The 15879-nt window shown below is 71.9% G+C and carries 17 protein-coding genes; 7 read left to right on the top strand and 10 right to left on the bottom strand.

Translation table 11 applies throughout. From position 1 onward, the window contains the following. Positions 1-17: 17 nt before the first annotated feature. Both ACE3Q8_RS20605 and ACE3Q8_RS20600 read right to left on the bottom strand, forming a co-directional pair. Positions 18-1019: a threonine/serine dehydratase gene (locus ACE3Q8_RS20605; RefSeq protein WP_374472437.1), complete on the bottom strand. Its 1002-nt coding sequence runs from the start codon at positions 1017-1019 to the stop codon at positions 18-20. Continuing rightward, positions 1016-1435 (bottom strand): VOC family protein, encoded by a 420-nt coding sequence (locus ACE3Q8_RS20600; protein ID WP_374472435.1) that lies wholly within the window; start codon positions 1433-1435, stop codon positions 1016-1018. Before ACE3Q8_RS20600 ends, ACE3Q8_RS20605 begins: the two co-directional genes overlap by 4 nt. Positions 1436-1653: 218 nt before the next feature. On the opposite strand from ACE3Q8_RS20600, the gene ACE3Q8_RS20595 reads away from it, so the two are divergent. Together ACE3Q8_RS20595 and ACE3Q8_RS20590 are read left to right on the top strand one after the other, a co-directional pair. After that, complete coding sequence (locus ACE3Q8_RS20595) at positions 1654-2940, top strand: adenylosuccinate synthase (RefSeq protein ID WP_374472434.1); 1287 nt, start codon at positions 1654-1656, stop codon at positions 2938-2940. Between the two features lie 79 nt (positions 2941-3019). Further along, positions 3020-3838 carry a PleD family two-component system response regulator gene (locus ACE3Q8_RS20590; RefSeq protein WP_374472433.1) on the top strand — a complete coding sequence of 273 codons (819 nt, stop codon included), beginning with the start codon at positions 3020-3022 and terminating at the stop codon, positions 3836-3838. A 107-nt stretch (positions 3839-3945) separates the two neighbouring features. Here ACE3Q8_RS20590 and rpoH read toward each other — a convergent pair whose 3' ends face one another. Then, positions 3946-4833, bottom strand: coding sequence for an RNA polymerase sigma factor RpoH (rpoH, locus tag ACE3Q8_RS20585; protein ID WP_374472432.1), 888 nt, complete (start codon positions 4831-4833; stop codon positions 3946-3948). A gap of 293 nt (positions 4834-5126) precedes the next feature. On the opposite strand from rpoH, the gene ACE3Q8_RS20580 reads away from it, so the two are divergent. Both ACE3Q8_RS20580 and ACE3Q8_RS20575 read left to right on the top strand, forming a co-directional pair. Then, complete coding sequence (locus ACE3Q8_RS20580) at positions 5127-5600, top strand: VOC family protein (RefSeq protein WP_374472430.1); 474 nt, start codon at positions 5127-5129, stop codon at positions 5598-5600. Positions 5601-5643: 43 nt separating this feature from the next. Beyond that, entirely contained in the window at positions 5644-6420 is a 777-nt protein-coding gene (locus ACE3Q8_RS20575; protein WP_374472429.1) for a CPBP family intramembrane glutamic endopeptidase, read from the top strand. A 121-nt stretch (positions 6421-6541) separates the two neighbouring features. On the opposite strand, the gene ACE3Q8_RS20570 is transcribed toward ACE3Q8_RS20575, so the two are convergent. Continuing rightward, entirely contained in the window at positions 6542-7549 is a 1008-nt protein-coding gene (locus ACE3Q8_RS20570; RefSeq protein ID WP_374472428.1) for an RluA family pseudouridine synthase, read from the bottom strand. After that, positions 7539-7856 carry a ferritin family protein gene (locus tag ACE3Q8_RS20565; RefSeq protein ID WP_374472427.1) on the bottom strand — a complete coding sequence of 106 codons (318 nt, stop codon included), beginning with the start codon at positions 7854-7856 and terminating at the stop codon, positions 7539-7541. The genes ACE3Q8_RS20570 and ACE3Q8_RS20565 overlap by 11 nt, the downstream gene beginning before the upstream one ends. Before the next feature lie 64 nt (positions 7857-7920). Here ACE3Q8_RS20565 and ACE3Q8_RS20560 point away from each other — a divergent pair, with 64 nt between their 5' ends. Further along, positions 7921-9537 carry an alkaline phosphatase gene (locus ACE3Q8_RS20560; protein WP_374472425.1) on the top strand — a complete coding sequence of 539 codons (1617 nt, stop codon included), beginning with the start codon at positions 7921-7923 and terminating at the stop codon, positions 9535-9537. Here the strand turns inward: ACE3Q8_RS20560 and ACE3Q8_RS20555 are convergent. The 3 genes from ACE3Q8_RS20555 to folE all read right to left on the bottom strand — a co-directional run bounded on the left by ACE3Q8_RS20555 (position 9534) and on the right by folE (position 11345). Continuing rightward, a complete protein-coding gene (locus ACE3Q8_RS20555; RefSeq protein WP_374472424.1) occupies positions 9534-10160 on the bottom strand; it encodes a LysE family translocator in 627 nt (208 codons plus the stop codon). The genes ACE3Q8_RS20560 and ACE3Q8_RS20555 overlap by 4 nt on opposite strands. Further along, on the bottom strand, positions 10157-10549 hold the full coding sequence (hisI, locus tag ACE3Q8_RS20550; RefSeq protein ID WP_374472422.1) for a phosphoribosyl-AMP cyclohydrolase: 393 nt from the start codon (positions 10547-10549) through the stop codon (positions 10157-10159). The genes ACE3Q8_RS20555 and hisI overlap by 4 nt, the downstream gene beginning before the upstream one ends. A gap of 169 nt (positions 10550-10718) precedes the next feature. After that, positions 10719-11345 (bottom strand): GTP cyclohydrolase I FolE, encoded by a 627-nt coding sequence (gene folE / locus ACE3Q8_RS20545; RefSeq protein WP_374472420.1) that lies wholly within the window; start codon positions 11343-11345, stop codon positions 10719-10721. Positions 11346-11533: 188 nt separating this feature from the next. Here folE and cysS point away from each other — a divergent pair, with 188 nt between their 5' ends. Continuing rightward, entirely contained in the window at positions 11534-12967 is a 1434-nt protein-coding gene (cysS, locus tag ACE3Q8_RS20540) for a cysteine--tRNA ligase (protein ID WP_374472418.1), read from the top strand. Further along, a complete protein-coding gene (locus ACE3Q8_RS20535; protein ID WP_374472416.1) occupies positions 12967-13530 on the top strand; it encodes an SRPBCC family protein in 564 nt (187 codons plus the stop codon). The genes cysS and ACE3Q8_RS20535 overlap by 1 nt, the downstream gene beginning before the upstream one ends. Before the next feature lie 56 nt (positions 13531-13586). Here the strand turns inward: ACE3Q8_RS20535 and ACE3Q8_RS20530 are convergent, their stop codons facing one another. Both ACE3Q8_RS20530 and ACE3Q8_RS20525 read right to left on the bottom strand, forming a co-directional pair. Then, positions 13587-15038, bottom strand: a complete 1452-nt coding sequence (locus tag ACE3Q8_RS20530; protein WP_374472414.1) for a hypothetical protein — start codon at positions 15036-15038, stop codon at positions 13587-13589. 106 nt (positions 15039-15144) lie between these two features. Further along, complete coding sequence (locus ACE3Q8_RS20525; protein ID WP_374472412.1) at positions 15145-15762, bottom strand: hypothetical protein; 618 nt, start codon at positions 15760-15762, stop codon at positions 15145-15147. Between the last annotated feature and the right edge of the window lie 117 nt (positions 15763-15879).

Below are 15879 nucleotides of genomic sequence, written 5' to 3'. Positions count from 1 at the left end.
GGGAGAGGGGGATCCGGTCACGCCTCGCCGCGCAGCACCCGGGCGTAGAACTCCGGGTCGACGTTGCCGCCGGAGAGCACCAGGCCCACGCACGCGCCGGCCGCCAGCGTCACCTTGCCGGCCAGCAGGGCGGCGAGCCCCGCGGCCCCGCCCGGCTCGACCACCAGCTTCAGCGTCGCGAACGCCACCCGCATGGCCTCGGCCACCTCGGCGTCGGTCACCGCCGCCACCTCGGCCACCGTGCGGCGCATGACCGGGAAGGTGATTTCCCCCGGGAACGGGCTCTCCAGGGCGTCGCAGTAGGAGCGGCCCTGCGGCCTGATCGTCACCCGCTCGCCCTTGGCCAGCGACTGGCGGGTGTCGTCGAACCCGGCCGGCTCGGCGCCCAGGATCGCCGTCTTCGGCGACAGCGCCTTCACCGCGGTGGCGATACCCGCCAGCAGGCCGCCGCCGCTGATCGGCGCGATCACCGCGTCCAGCGTCGCGCCCAGCGCCGCCGCCTGGCGGACCATTTCCAGCCCCACCGTGCCCTGGCCGGCCACGATGTGCGGGTCGTCGAAGGCCGGGACGACCACCGCGCCGCCACGCTCCTGCGCGATCTCGGCGGCGATGGCCTCGCGGGTCTTGCCGCCCAGCCGGTCGTAGAACCGCACGTCGGCGCCGTAGCCCTTGGTCGCCTCCACCTTCACCTTCGGGGCGTCGGCCGGCATGACGATCACCGCCGGGATGCCCAGCAGCTTCGCCGCCAGGGCCACGCCCTGCGCATGGTTGCCGGACGAGAACGCCACCACGCCCACCCGCCGCTCGGCCTCGCTGAGCTGGACGAGGCGGTTGTAGGCCCCGCGGAACTTGAAGGCGCCCACCCGCTGCAGGGTCTCGGGCTTGATCAGCACCCGCAGGCCCAGCCGCTCGCTCAGCGCCGGGCTCTCGATCAGGGGCGTCTCCACGGCCTGGCCCTTCAGCCGGACGGCGGCGGCCTCGATGTCGGCCAGGGTGATGGTGGGGACGACGGCGTTCATTTCGCGAACACCATGGCGTCATCGGCGAAGGCCTTGAACTCCAGCGCATTGCCGGAGGGGTCGAGGAAGAACATGGTCGCCTGCTCGCCGGGCTGGCCCTTGAAGCGGATGTTCGGCTCGATGACGAACCGCGTCCCGGCGGCCCGCAGCTTCTCGGCCAGCGCCTCCCATTCCGGCAGGGTCAGGATCGCGCCGAAGTGGCGGACCGGCACGTCGTGGCCGTCCACCGCATTGGTCGCCTTGTGGCCCGCCTCGTCCGGCGACAGGTGCGCGACGATCTGGTGGCCGTAGAAGTCGAAGTCGATCCACTCCGGGCTCGACCGCCCCTCCGGGCAGCCCAGCAGCCCGCCATAGAACGCGCGGGCCTCCTCCAGGTCGCGAACAGGAAAGGCGAGGTGGAAGCGGGGGATGTCCATGCGGGCGTGATACTCCCGGCGGGCGCGTGGCCGCTAGTCCCAGCGCCTCCTCTCCCCTCGGCTTGCGGCTCGGGGGGAGGAGGGATGCCGCAGCCCCCACCCTTGAACCCGCCGCCCCATTGCTCTAATCCCCCGCCGACAATCGATCCCAGGCCCCCCGTCGAGCACCTGTCGAAGGGCGGTGGGCCTCCTCCCGGGCAGGTCGGAGGATCGTATCCATGGCCAATGTGACCGTCATCGGGGCCCAGTGGGGCGACGAGGGCAAGGGCAAGCTGGTGGACTGGCTGTCCAACCGCGCCGACGTGGTGGTGCGTTACCAGGGCGGCCACAACGCGGGCCACACCCTGGTGGTCGGCAACCAGACCTACAAGCTCTCCCTGCTCCCGTCCGGTGTGGTCCAGGGCAAGCTGTCGGTGATCGGCAACGGCGTCGTGGTCGACCCCTGGCACCTCCTCAAGGAGATCGCCACGATCGGCGAGCAGGGCGTCCAGATCACGCCCGACCTGCTGGTCCTGGCCGACAACGCCTGCCTGATCCTGCCCCTGCACCGCGATCTCGACCAGGCGCGCGAGGCCGCCGCCAAGAACAAGATCGGCACCACCGGCCGCGGCATCGGCCCGGCCTACGAGGACAAGGTGGGCCGCCGGGCCATCCGGGTCGCCGACCTCGCCGACCGCGAGGCGCTGGAGGCCAAGATCGACCGCCTGCTCGCCCACCACACCCCGCTCCGCCGCGGCCTCGGCCTGCCGGAGTACGACGGCGCCGCCCTGCTGGCCGAGCTCGAGGCCATGGCCCCGAAGATCCTGCCCTACGCCCGGCCTGCCTGGCTGCTGCTGGACGAGGTGGTGAAGGCCGGCCGGCGGGTGCTGTTCGAGGGCGCGCAGGGGGCGCTGCTCGACGTCGACCACGGCACCTATCCCTATGTGACCTCCTCCAACACCGTGGCCGGCCAGGCTGCCGCCGGCTCCGGCCTCGGCCCCAAGGGCCCGGGCTATGTGCTGGGCATCGTCAAGGCCTACACCACCCGCGTGGGCGAGGGGCCGTTCCCCACCGAGCTGTTCGACGAGGTGGGCCAGCACCTGGGCACGGTGGGCCGCGAGTTCGGCACGGTCACCGGCCGGTCGCGGCGCTGCGGCTGGTTCGACGCCGCCCTGGTGCGCCAGTCGGTGGCGCTGAACGGCATCGCCGGCGTGGCGCTCACGAAGCTGGACGTCCTGGACGGCCTGCCCAAGCTGAAGATCTGCACCGGCTACCGCCAGGGCGACCAGGAAATCGGCTACCTCCCCGCGGGCCTGAAGGCCCAGGCCGAGCTCACCCCCGTCTACGAGGAGATGGACGGCTGGAGCGAGACCACTCAGGGGGCGCGCTCCTGGCGCGACCTGCCGGCCAATGCGGTGAAGTACGTCCGCCGGATCGAGGAGCTGATCGGCGCCCCGGTGGCCCTGCTCTCCACCAGCCCGCAGCGCGACGACACCATCCTGATGCGCGACCCGTTCCAGGACTGACGGGGCCGCTCGCCGAACCCCGTCACGTCAAGGCGTTCTTTACCAGCGCAAGCTAAGCGTTGCCGTTGGGGGAACCGCCGTGTTTGCGATCAACGACAACAAGACCGTCCAGCGCATGGCGCCGATGCTGTCGCGCGTGCTGGTCGTCGACCCGCAGCCCACCGGCGCGCGGGTCATCGGCGACCAGATGCGCAGCGTCGCCAAGCCCGAGGTGTGGACCGCGCCCACCACGGACAAGGCGCTGAAGCTGGCCGACAAGGTCAACCCGCAGATCATCTTCTGCGAGCTGGCCGCCGAGAAGGTGGACGGCATCGCCTTCACCCGGAAGCTGCGCCGCTCGGACTTCGCCTGCCGCAAGGCCCCCGTCATCCTGCTGACCGGCCAGGCCACCGCCGCGGCGATCCTGGCCGCCCGCGACGCCGGCGTACACGAGTTCCTGCGCCGCCCCTTCACCGTGAAGGACCTGGTGAAGCGGCTGGAGGCCGTCACCCTCTACCGCCGCGACTGGGTGGAGGCGGTGGCCTACGTCGGACCCGACCGCAGGCGGTTCAACTCGGGCGATTACGCCGGCCCGCTCAAGCGCCACACCGACACCGAGACCACGCCAGAGGCGGCCCGCATCGCCCAGGCGCTGAAGATCGTGAAGTCGGCCGTCGAGGCCGTGGAGGACGATCGCCGGCAGGCGCTCCGCGCCCTCTCGGTCCAGGCCGACGAGCTGCTGGAGGCCGGCCGCACCCTGGGTGACCAGCGGCTGGTGGAGGCCGCCACCGCCTTTCACCACTTCCTCTTCGAGGCGCGCAGCCAGGCCGACCTCAAGGCCGCCGATTTCGAGCGCCGCGCCGCGCCGCTGCTGGCCTACATGCCCCGCCACGACGACCGCCGCGTGGTGCATCTCTAGGACTGAGACGCCTTCAGGACCACGCAGAGGCCTGAGCTCCCGCGCCCCGCCAATGAAAAAGGCGCGCCGGTCGCCCGGCGCGCCTTTCGTCTCTCGATTCCGACGCCTCAGGCGTCGACCAGGTTCCGTTCCTCGGCTGCGGCCCGCATGGACTTCTGCAGCTTCTCGAAGGCGCGGACCTCGATCTGGCGGACCCGCTCGCGGCTGACGCCGTACTGCGAGGCCAGTTCCTCCAGCGTGGTGGGCTCGTCCTTCAGGCGCCGCTCGGTGAGGATGTGCCGCTCGCGTTCGGTGAGCTCGGCCATCGCCTCCTCGAGAAGGCTCATGCGGATGCCCTTCTCCTGCTGCTCGGCCACCAGGCTCTCCTGGGACGGCGTGTCCTCGTCCACCAGCCAGTCCTGCCACTCGCTCTCGGAGTCGGCGCGCAGCGGCGAGTTCAGCGAGGCGTCGCCGCCGGACAGCCGGCGGTTCATGCTCACCACTTCCTCGTCCAGCACGCCGAGCTTGGTGGCGATCTGGCTGACCTGGTCGGGGCGCAGGTCGCCCTCCTGCAGGGCGGCGATCTCGGACTTGGCCTTCCGCAGGTTGAAGAACAGCTTCTTCTGCGCCGCGGTGGTGCCCATCTTCACGAGCGACCAGCTCCGCAGGATGTATTCCTGGATGGACGCCCGGATCCACCACATGGCGTAGGTGGCCAGCCGGAAGCCCTTGTCCGGGTCGAACTTCTTCACCGCCTGCATCAGCCCGACGTTGCCTTCGGAGATCACCTCTCCGATCGGCAGGCCGTAGCCCCGGTAGCCCATGGCGATCTTCGCCACGAGGCGCAGGTGGCTGGTGACGAGGCGGTGGGCCGCCTCGGGGTCCTGATGCTCCTGCCAGGCCTTGGCGAGCATGAACTCCTCGTCCTTGGCCAGCATCGGGAATTTCCGGATCTCCGAGAGATACCGGCTGAGGCCGCCTTCCGGCGACATCACGGCAAGCGCGTTCGCGGCCATGGACTATCCCCTCAAAATTTTCCCGGACGTTCGGGTCATGGCGCGACCAGGCGCAAGGACCATCCGCCCCCTCCAACCATTCAGATAGGTACGAGGTTGCGGTGAAGCTAGGGCCCTTTCTTGGGAGGAATGGCCCGAATGTCCGACTGCTCTAGTGGGACTTCTACGCCCCGACCGTGGCGCCTTCAAGGCGAAGAAAACTCCGGTCTCCATCAGCAAAGCTCTGGTTCGTTCGGGCCCCTGTCGGCACGGGGTGGTTCCGTGCGTCCTTGGGGCGGAACAGGAGGATCATCATGCCGAGGCTCACCCCCAACCTGTGGTTCGACGCCGACGCCGAGGAGGCGGCGAACTTCTACGTCTCGATCTTCCCCAATTCGAAGGTCGGCCGCATCGCCCGCTACACCGAGGCCGGACCGGGCGCGCCCGGCACGGTGGTCACCGTCGAGTGGGAGCTGGACGGCCAGCCCTTCGTCGGCATCAACGGCGGGCCGCTGTTCACCTTCAGCGAGGCGGTCTCCCTGGAGATCCGCTGCAAGGACCAGGCGGAGGTCGACTACTACTGGCGGATGCTGCTTCAGGACGGCGGACGCGAGAGCCAGTGCGGCTGGCTCAAGGACCGCTTCGGCTTCTCCTGGCAGGTGGTCCCCCAGCGCCTCGTCGACCTGATGACAGACCCCGACCCGGCCGTGGTCCAGCGCGTCACCGCCGCCATGCTGCAGATGGTCAAGCTGGATGTGGCCAAGCTGGCCGCCGCCGCCGCCGGTTGATCCCGCGCAAGGGCCGTCCGGCGCCGCCTGCTAGGCTGGTCTCATGGGGCGGCTGCGCGCGACGACCGGCGACGGGGAGGGGGTCGCCCCCTTCTTCGGCCTCGTGCTGGCGCTGTCGCTCCCGTTCTGGATCCTCGGCTGGCTCGCCCCCGTCCAGGTGCTGCCCGGCCTGCCGGTCAGCGCGCTCATGGCCTTCACCCCGGCGTTGGCCGCGGCCCTCCTGGCCACGCGCTCCGGCGGGCGGGCGGCGCTGCTCGGCCTCCTCGCCCGCGCGGGCGACGCCGGACGGATGCGCGGCCGGGCCGCCTGGCCCCTGCTGATCCTGCTGATGCCCGCGCTCGGGCTCGCCGCCTGGCTCGTCCAGGGTGCGGGCCCCGGGCCCGGCGCGCCGGCCTGGGTGCTGGCGGCCATGCTCGTGGCCTTCTTCGTCGGCGGGCTGGGCGAGGAGCTCGGCTGGTGCGGCTTCGCCATCGAGCCGCTGGCCCGCCGGTTCGGCGAGCTGGGCGCCGCCCTGCGGCTCGGCGCCTTCTGGGCGGCCTGGCACGTGATCCCGTTCCTGCAGGCCGGCCGAACCTGGGACTGGATCGCCTGGCAGGGCCTCAACATCCTCATCGGCCGGGTGGTGATGACGCGGCTCTACTTCGGCGCCGGCCGCAGCGTCTTCGCCGTCGCCCTGTTCCACGCGCTGGACAACGTCGCCGCCTTCGCCCTCCCGATGTTCGGCGCCGCCCACGACCCGCGGTTCCTGGCCGCCAGCCTCGCGGTGGTGGCGGTGGTCCTCAGTCTCCTCGCCCCCGACGCGCGGCGCGGGAGGGCGTGAGCGGCGGCTCAGGAGTCCCTCTCCCATGGGGGAGGCGGCCCGAAGGGCCGGAGGGGGTCCGCTCAAATGCCTCGGACGACGCCCTCACCCGCTTCGCGGGAGCTCCCCTGTGCTGGAGCGACTAAAGTGCGCTGAGCAGGTCCTCGAGCTTGGCCATGTCCGGGGGCAGCGGGCTCTCGAACCGCAGGACCTCCCCCGTCACAGGGTGCCGGAAGCCCAGCACCGCGGCGTGCAGCGCCTGCCGCGCGAGCCCCGCCTCGGCGATCGCCGCGCGCACGGCCGGCGCCGGGGAGCCGGAGCCGTAGACCGGGTCGCCCAGGCAGGGCGTCCCCTTGCTGGCCAGGTGCACGCGGATCTGGTGGGTGCGGCCGGTCTCCAGCCGGCAGGCCACCCGGGCCGCCAGCGGCTTCTCCTGCGGGCCGAAGGCGCGCTCGGTCTTGTAGTGGGTGACGGCGTGCCGCCCGCCGGTCTTCACCATCGCCATCTTCTTGCGGTCGCTGGTCGAGCGCGCGATGGCGCCCTCGATGGTGCCGCGCGTGGGGTAGGGGGCGCCGCGGGTGAAGGCGACGTAGACCCGCTCGATGTCGTGGGCCGCGAACAGGGCCGACAGGCCCTGGTGGGCGGCGTCGGTCTTCGCGGCCACGACCACGCCGGAGGTCTCCTTGTCGATGCGGTGGACGATGCCCGGCCGCGCCACCCCGCCGATGCCCGAGAGGCTGTCGCCGCAGTGGTGCAGCAGCGCGTTGACCAGGGTGCCGGCCTCGCTGCCCGGCGCCGGGTGCATGGCCATGCCCGGGGGCTTGTCGAGCACGATCAGGTCGGCGTCCTCGTAGAGGACGGTCAGCGGAATGGCCTCGGGCTGCGGCTCGGCCGGCTCCGGCGGCGGCACGTCCACCGCATAGGTCCCGGCCTGCGCCTTGCCCGAGCCGCCGGTCACCGGGCGGCCCTGGAAGCTCACCCGGCGCTCGGCGATCAGCGCCTGCAGCCTGGCCCGCGACAGCTCCGGCAGGCGCCTGGCCAGCGCCTTGTCGAGCCGCTCGCCGGCCTGGTCGGCCGCGATCTCGACGCTCAGCAGGCCGCCCGCGCCCTCCGGGGCCGGATCGGCCTCGAGGTCGTCCTCAGAGGCCATGCTTCTCGCTGGCGCCTTCCTCGTGGCCGGCGATGGAGCCTTCCTTGAACAGGTATTCCTCGAACTGGTCGTGGGCTTCCTGGTCGTTGCGGCGCAGCCACTCGAGCACCATGGCCGCGTGCTCCAGCTCCTCGCGGGCGTTGTGCAGCAGGATGGCTTTCAGCTCCGGGTCGTCGCAGTCGTCGGCCCGCTGGCGGTACCAGTCGACCGCCTCCAGCTCCTCGATGATCGAGGTGATCGCGTAGTGCTTGTTCAGCGTGTCGCGGCTGAGCTTCTCGCGCGGGACGTGGAGGCCTTCCTTCGACATGCCCTGTCATGCTCCTGTTGTGTCGCTGCGGCTATACGACGGCCGGCAGACCGGGGGAACGGCCATGAGAATTGATCGACGCAAGGCATTGGCGCTGCTGGGCGTGGGCGCGGCGGCGCCCGCGCAGGCGCAGACCCAGGGCAGGCTCGCCTTCGCCCACGGAGTCGCCTCGGGCGACCCGCTGCAGGACCGCGTGGTGATCTGGACCCGGGTCAGCGGGGCCTCCGGCCAGGTGCCCTACCGCTGGCGGCTCGGCGACAGGAGCGGCGAGGGCGTCACCGGTCCCGAGCGCGACCACACGATCAAGGTCGACGTCACCGGCCTGCAGCCCGGCCAGGAGTACCGCTTCTGGTTCGAGGCCGGCGGCGTCCGTTCGCCCGAGGGCCGCACCCGCACCCTGCCGGCGGGCGGCGTGCGCGACGTGGTGCTCGCCGTCGCCTCGTGCAGCCTCTACCCGAACGGCTTCTTCAACGCCTACCGGGCGATCGCCGACCTGCCGCGCGTCGACGCGGTGCTGCACCTTGGCGACTACATCTACGAGTACGGCGGCCCCGGCTCCTACGGCATGGACAGCCCGGTCGCCGGCCAGCGGCCGCACCAGCCGAACCGCGAGATCGTCAGCCTCGCCGACTACCGGACCCGCCACGCCCAGTACAAGTCCGACCCCGACCTGCAGGCGGCGCACGCCCGCGCCCCCTGGATCGTGGCCTGGGACGACCACGAGACCGCCAACGACAGCTTCCTGAACGGCGCGGAGAACCACAATCCGCCGGCCGAGGGCGACTGGAACGCCCGCAAGGCCGCCGCGCTCAAGGCCTATTTCGAGTGGATGCCGATCCGCGACCCGGCGGCCGGTCAGGGCTTCGTGGAGGCCTCCAGCCGCGCCTTCCGCTTCGGCGACCTCGCCCAGTTGATCATGATCGAGACCCGCATCGGGGCCCGCGACAAGCAGCTCGACCTCGAGGCCGACCTGCCGGTGGTGGACGGCAAGCCCGACGTGGCCGCCTTCCGGGCGAAGCTGGACGACCCGAACCGCCGGATGATGGGCCCGGCCCAGGAGGCCTGGATCGGCCGCGAGCTGGCCGGCTCGGTGCAGGCCGGCCACGCGTGGCAGGTGCTCGGCAACCAGGTGGTGATGGCCCGGGTCTTCCCGCCCGATCCGCGCCGCGACCTGACGCCCGAGCAGCGCGCCGCCGCGCCGGCCCGCATGCAGCGCCGCCTGAAGCGCTACGAGCAGCTCGCCGACCTCGGCCTCCCCGTCGGCCTCGACATGTGGGACGGCTACCCCGCCGACCGCGAGCGGCTCTACGACCTGGTGAAGCAGGCCAAGGCCCGGCCCATCGTCGTCTCCGGCGACAGCCATTCCTTCTGGGCCAACGAGCTGCACGACGCCGCCGGCCGCCGCGTCGCCTGCGAGTTCGGCACGACCGGCATCACCAGCCCCGGCGCCGGCGAGATGGTCCCCGGCCTCAACGCCGGCGAGCCGATCGCCAAGGCCAACAGGGAAGTGGTCTTCAACGACCAGGTCTCGAAGGGCTTCGTCCTGCTGACCCTGACCCGCGAGGAGGCCCGCGCCGACATGGTGGCGGTCTCCACCATCACCGACCGGCAGTTCTCCACCCGCATCGTGAAGACCTTCCGGGCGAAGCCGGAGGGGACGGGGGTCTCGGCCCTCGGCTAGCGCCGCTCCAGCGCCAGGCGGACGCCGAAGGCCAGGAACACCCCGCCGGTCAGGCGGTCGAGCCAGCGCACGACCGCCGCCCGCTTCAGCGCGCCCGCCAGCGGCCGCGTGGCCGCCGTGAGCAGCGCCAGCCAGGCCAGGCCCATCCCCGCATGGATCGCCGCCAGGCCGAAGACGAACGGCCCGGCCGGCGCGCCGTCCGGCAGGAACTGCGGCAGGAACGAGACGTAGAACACGCCCACCTTCGGGTTCAGCAGGTTGGTGAGGAGGCCGCGCCGGAGCCAGGCCGGCCCCGAGCCGCCGCGCGCCGGCCCCTCGGCCACCTCGAACCGGGCCCGCGGCTTCAGGATCAGGTTCAGGCCGAGCCAGACGAGGTAGGCCGCGCCGGCCCACTTCAGCGCCGTGAACGCCGGCGTCGAGGCCGCCAGGAGGGCGCCGAGGCCCACGGCCACCGCGGCGCCCCACACCAGGCATCCGAGGCTGATCCCCAGCGCCGCCAGCACCGCCCGTCGCGGCCCCTCCGCCGCCGCGGTCCGCAGCACCAGCGCGGTGTCGAGCCCGGGCGTCACCGTCAGCAGCCCCGCCGCCACCACATAGGCCGCGAGCGCCTGCGTCACGGTCATGGCCTGGCCACCAGCCGGCCGCCCTCCACCGCCCGGTAGAAGCAGGACTTCCGCCCGGTGTGGCAGGCGCCGCCGTCGCCCTGCGGCCGCACCTTCAGCCACACCGCGTCCTGGTCGCAGTCCACGCGCAGCTCGACCACCTGCTGCACCTGGCCGCTGGTGGCGCCCTTGTGCCAGAGCTCCTGGCGCGAGCGGCTCCAGTAGTGGGCCTCGCCCGTGTCGATGGTCTTCTGCAGCGCCTCGGCGTTCATCCACGCCAGCATCAGCACCTCGCCCGTGTCGGCGTCGGTGGCCACGGCGGCGACCAGCCCGGCCGCGTCGAAGCGGGGGGTCAGCGCCTCGCCCTCCTCGAGGGCGCGCTTGTCGGGAGCGGTGGGAAAGCCGGTCATGGAGACTCCCGTGGCTCCCCCTCGGGGGAGCTCCCGCGAAGCGGGTGAGGGGGTCAGCTCAGATCCTGCCGGCACAGCATAGCGCCGCGCCGGGAAACTGCACCGGAGAGTTCTCGGCCGACCCCCTCCGGCGCTTCGCGCCACCTCCCCCGAAGGGGAGGGAAGGCGGCTACTTCCGGTTCACGAAGTCCAGGAAGCGCTGGCGCAGCGTCGGGTCGGTCTTGAAGACGCCGGTGAACTGGGTGGTGATCGTCGAGACGTGCCGGTGGTGCACGCCGCGCGTGGTCATGCATTGGTGGGCCGCGTCGATCAGCACGGCGACGCCGGCCGGGCGCAGGCTGTCGGTGATGGCGTCGGCGATCTGCTGGGTCATGGTCTCCTGGGTCTGGAGACGGCGGGCGAAGATCTCCACGACCTTGGCCAGCTTGGAGATCCCCACCACCCGGTTGGTCGGCATGTAGGCCACGTAGGCCTTGCCCAGGAACGGGGCCATGTGGTGCTCGCAGTGGCTCTCCACCTCGATGTCGCGCAGCATGACGATGTCGTCGTAGCCCTGCACGTCCTCGAAGGTGCGGGAAAGCTCCTTCGACGGATCGAGTCGGTAGCCCTCGAACCACTCGGCATAGGCGTCCACCACCCGCTTCGGCGTATCGATCACGCCCTCGCGGCGCGGGTCGTCCCCGGCCCAGGCGATGAGCGTGCGGACGGCCTCCATGGCCTCCTCACGGGTCGGGCGCTTGACGGGTTCCAGCTCGTCGGAGCCGATCAGGGTCCGGTCGCGGGCAGGGGCATCCATGTCGGTGAGCGGTTCTTTCCAGGGCTGAGTTGCGCCGGGACGAAGGTCCCGGAAATGACGCGTGGCCACCCTTCTTCGCGGGCGGGATCAGCACCGTGGCTTCCCGTCCGGGCGATCTGTATATGGGCAGGCCGCCCTCGGCGGCAACCGTCACGCTGCGTTAGTCCGAGAGACGACCCGAAGGTCCCATGCCCCTCAAGCTCTACGACACCATGACCCGCGAGAAGCGGGACTTCGTCCCCAGGGATCCGAGCCGGGTGACGATGTATGTCTGCGGGCCCACGGTCTACAACTACGCCCACATCGGCAACTTCCGGCCGGTGGTGGTCTTCGACCTGCTGTTCCGTGTGCTGCGCCACGTCTTCGGGGAGGACCACGTCCTCTATGCCGCCAACGTCACGGACGTGGACGACAAGATCAACCGGAAGGCCGCCGACGAGGGCGTGCCGATCTCCGCCATCACCGACCGCTATCTGGAGGCCTACAACGCCGACGCCGCGGCGCTGGGCGCGGTGCGCCCCACCTTCCAGCCGCGCGTGACCGAGACCATGGACGCGATCGTCGCCATGATCGCCCAGCTCGTGGAGAACGGCGCGGCCTACGCCGCCGAGGGCCACGTGCTCTTCGACACCCAGGCCTACCCCGACTACGGCAAGCTGTCCGGCCGGCCGATGGACGAGATGATCGCCGGCGCCCGCGTCGACGTCGCCCCCTACAAGCAGCATCCCGCCGACTTCGTGCTCTGGAAGCCGTCGAAGCCCGGCGAGCCCGAGTGGGAGAGCCCCTTCGGCCCGGGCCGGCCCGGCTGGCACATCGAGTGCACCGCCATGATCGACCAGGCGCTCGGCCTGCCCATCGACATCCACGGCGGCGGCATCGACCTCGTCTTCCCGCACCACGAGAACGAGCGGGCGCAGGGCGTCTGCGCCACCCACGACCACACCTACTCGGCGTTCTGGCTGCACAACGGCTTCCTCAACATGGCCGAGGAGAAGATGTCCAAGAGCCTGGGCAACGTCGCCCTCGCCCACGACCTGCTGAAGGACTACCCCGGCGAGGCGCTCCGCTGGGCGCTGCTGGCGGGCCAGTATCGCCAGCCGCTCGAGTGGAACGGCGAGCTGATCGACCAGGCCCGCAACGCGCTCGACCGCCTCTACCGGGTGCTGGACGACACCGCCCGCTTCCTGTCCGGCGCGGGCGAGCCGCCGGCCGGGGCGCGGGCCTCGAAGGCCGCGCTCGCCGCCTACGACGCCGTGGTCGCCGCGCTCGAGGACGACCTCAACACCCCCGGCGCCTTCGCCGCCCTCTTCCAGCTCGCCGACCAGGTCCGCGCCGCGGTCATGGCCAAGGACGTGGGCCAGGCCGCCGAAGGCCGCGATCTGCTGGTCGCCGCCGGCGGCCTGATGGGCTTCCTGCAGGGCGATCCCCAGGCCTGGTTCCAGGGCGGCGCCGACGAGGCCTTCAAGACGAGGGTGGAAGAGCTGCTCGCCGCGCGGCAAGCTGCGCGGGCCGCCAAGGATTGGCCGCAAGCGGATCGTATAAGGGCGGAGCTGGCGGCGCTGAACGTCGAGGTCATGGACGGACCGACGGGCGCCACCTGGAGGATCAAGGAACAGGCCTGATGGGTTTCACCCCGCCCCCGCAACTGAAGTCCGGCCTGTTCGGCGCGCGCGGCCCCGCCGCCGGCCCGCAGCCCACCGGCGTCACCCCGCCGCCCAAGGCCAAGGGGCCGTCCGGCATCCGCATCGAGCAGCGGATCGGCGTCCAGGCCCCGGCCGAGGTGATCTGGGACGTGATCTACGACCTCGAGCGCTGGCACGAGTGGAATCCGCTCTACCCGCGCGCCGCCGGCCGCATCGCGCTCGGCGGGACCCTCGACCTGACGCTCGCCCTGCCGGGCCAGCCCGAGCGGCAGATCCAGCCGGTGGTGCTGGAGTGGGTGCCCAACGAGCAGCTCCACTGGCGGCTCTCCATGATGGGCGGCCTGATGAAGTCCGTCCGCTTCATCGAGATCGACGCGCTCTCCGAGACCGGCTGCATCGTCAACAATGGCGAGCTGTTCCAGGGCCTGATGGCCAAGACCGTGCTCCGCCAGGCCGGCCGCTCGATCCACCGCGGCTTCGGCCAGATGAACGAGGCCCTCAAGGCGCGCGCCGAGTCGATCTGGGCCCAACGCCAGGGCTGAGGCCGTTAGGATCGTCTCCCCGAGCCGCAGGCCGCGGGGAGAGGAGGCGACGCTCCTCACACCCGCCGCACCGCCAGAGCGATGTCGCCCACGAAGGCCGGCGCCTCGAAGCGGAGGGCGTCGCCGAACGCCTGGGCCTCCACGACCCCCGTGACCTCGCCCGCCACCGTGTCCCACGCCGTCACCCGGTAGCGTCCGGGCGCGAGCCCCGGCACGCGGACCAGCGCGCGCACAGGTGCCGCCGACCGGTCCAGCATCCCGGCCTGGGCGCGCGGCGCCCGCCGCATCAGCCACACCACCGCCTGCCGCTCGTCGCCGCAGCCGAACGCCGCCACCTGCCGCTGGCCGGTGACGATCTCGGCGTTCAGGTTCCGCCGCTGGAACCGCGGCCAGTCGATCAGCGGCAGGAAGCCGGCCATGGCCGCCTGCGCCCGCCGCATCCCGGGCGTCAGCGTATGCGGGTTACGGTTCGGCCAGCGCATCCCGCCGCCGGCGCCGCCGCTCGCCAGGTGCGCCCACTGCATGTGGCGGAAGTACTCGTCGTCGAACGCCTCCGGCAGCGTCCGGCGCCTGTCCTTGAAGGTGTGGATCGGCCCGTGCTCGGTGTCGAGGAACGGCCGGCCGTCGCGGATCTCGCCCAGGCTCTCGCGCACGATCGCGCCCATGGCCAGCGCCGCGTCGGTGGTGTTCTTCGGATGGTCGATCGCCCCGGTGGCATAGATGTGCAGGGTCGCGAAATCGAGGTCCGGGTGCCGGAAGATCGGTTCGCGCATCTCCAGGTGCGGCTTCAGCACCAGCTCCGGCCCGAACAGCGACACCGTCTGCGGGTGCGTCCGCCCGAACCGCGCGGTTTCCGACTCGCGCACCGTCGCGCTCAGGTCGGCGATGAACTCGCCGAACCCGTCGGTGGTGTCCTGCGCCTGGGCCGGGTGGATCTCGTTCCACAGGTCCCAGGCGAACAGCGCGCCCGAGCCGCCCCAGCGCTCGGCCGCGAACCGCAGCCGCGCCTTGATCAGCGACCGGGTCTCCGAACACAGCAGCAGGCGGGACGGATGGTCCAGGGGCCCGCCGTTCGCGAGGTTGTAGGGGTGGCGCTCCCAACGGATCCACGTCCAGAAGGTGTCGAACGGCGTCAGCAGGATGCGCAGGCCGTACCGCTCGCAGAGCGCGAAGAGGTCGTCCCAGAGCTGCACCAGGACCGGATTGAACACGCCGGCCTTGCGCTCGAAGTAGAAGGTCTGGGTCTGGGCGTATTCGAGCATCAGCCGCAGCACGGTCACCCCGTGGTCCGCGAGCCAGGCCAGGTGCCGGTCCACCGCGGCCACGTCGCGCCGCCGCAGCAGGCCCTTCAGCTCGACCCAGCTTATGGCGTCGTTCTGGCCGACCGGCGTGAAGGCCTGCCCGTCCTCGTCCACGAAATAGGGCGCGCCGGGCGCCCGCCGGATCCAGGGCAGGGGGCGCGGCGCGGTCGCGGCCGCCTGGGCGAGCGGCCAGGGGGAAGGCTTCATGCGGAAGAGGATCTACGCTGGGCGCCCGCCAACACCGGGCCGCCCCCACTAGCAGACCCCGCGTCCGCGGCCCTGCTCAATTGGCGCCCGCCGGACGGTTTGCCGCTCAGAGCCGGAGGAGGTCCTCGAACTCGGCCGCGTTCAGTCCCATCCGGCCGACGTCCCAGCGCATCCGCTCGAACGCCGCCCGGGCGCCCCGGACCTCGTCGTAGCCCGCGTCGCCGGGCCGCAGCGCCACCGCCTGGTCGGTGTTCGGATCGTAGGCCAGCCGGACCTCGACGCCCTCGGCCTCGCTCATCCGCCGTTCCTCGCGCGCGGCGGTCCGGGCGGCGGCGATCTCCTCGCGGACGTAGGCGGTCATGCTGGCCGGGCTGGCGCTGACGTTGCCCGGGAAGTAGCCCAGGCCCGAGACCTCCTCGTAGGCCCACTTGGGCGCGGTGGGCGTCAGGGTCGCCACCTCCGGCATCGAGGCCAGGCCATAGGCCCCCGCCGCCCGCGCCGCCGCCAGCGCCGAGGCGCCGCCCGTCCACTCCGGCAGCACGCCCATCAACTGGCTCGCGGTCGCGCCGGCCATCAGCGGCCCGGCCGGCGCCGGTCCCTTCGCCGGCGGCGTCCTCGCAGGGCCAAGGCTGCCGGGCGCCGGGGCAAGTTCTACCGGGCGCGGAACCGCCGCCCGGTGCACGGGCAGGGTCTTGAAGACGGAGATGGCCACCGGAGAAACCATCGCGGCGCTCCTTTCTCCCACCGCCCAGCAATCCCCGTGCCGCCGCCTTCCGCGCCGCCCGTGGTTCCATTTCCTTGACTTCCCCGCCGACCCATGTTCTTCTTTTGTTCTCATGAG

This window comes from Phenylobacterium sp., assembly GCF_041913825.1.
In the GTDB taxonomy this organism is placed as follows: domain Bacteria; phylum Pseudomonadota; class Alphaproteobacteria; order Caulobacterales; family Caulobacteraceae; genus Phenylobacterium.
Note: the sequence above shows the minus strand (reverse complement) of the source record. Positions and strands in the feature narration are given on the sequence as shown.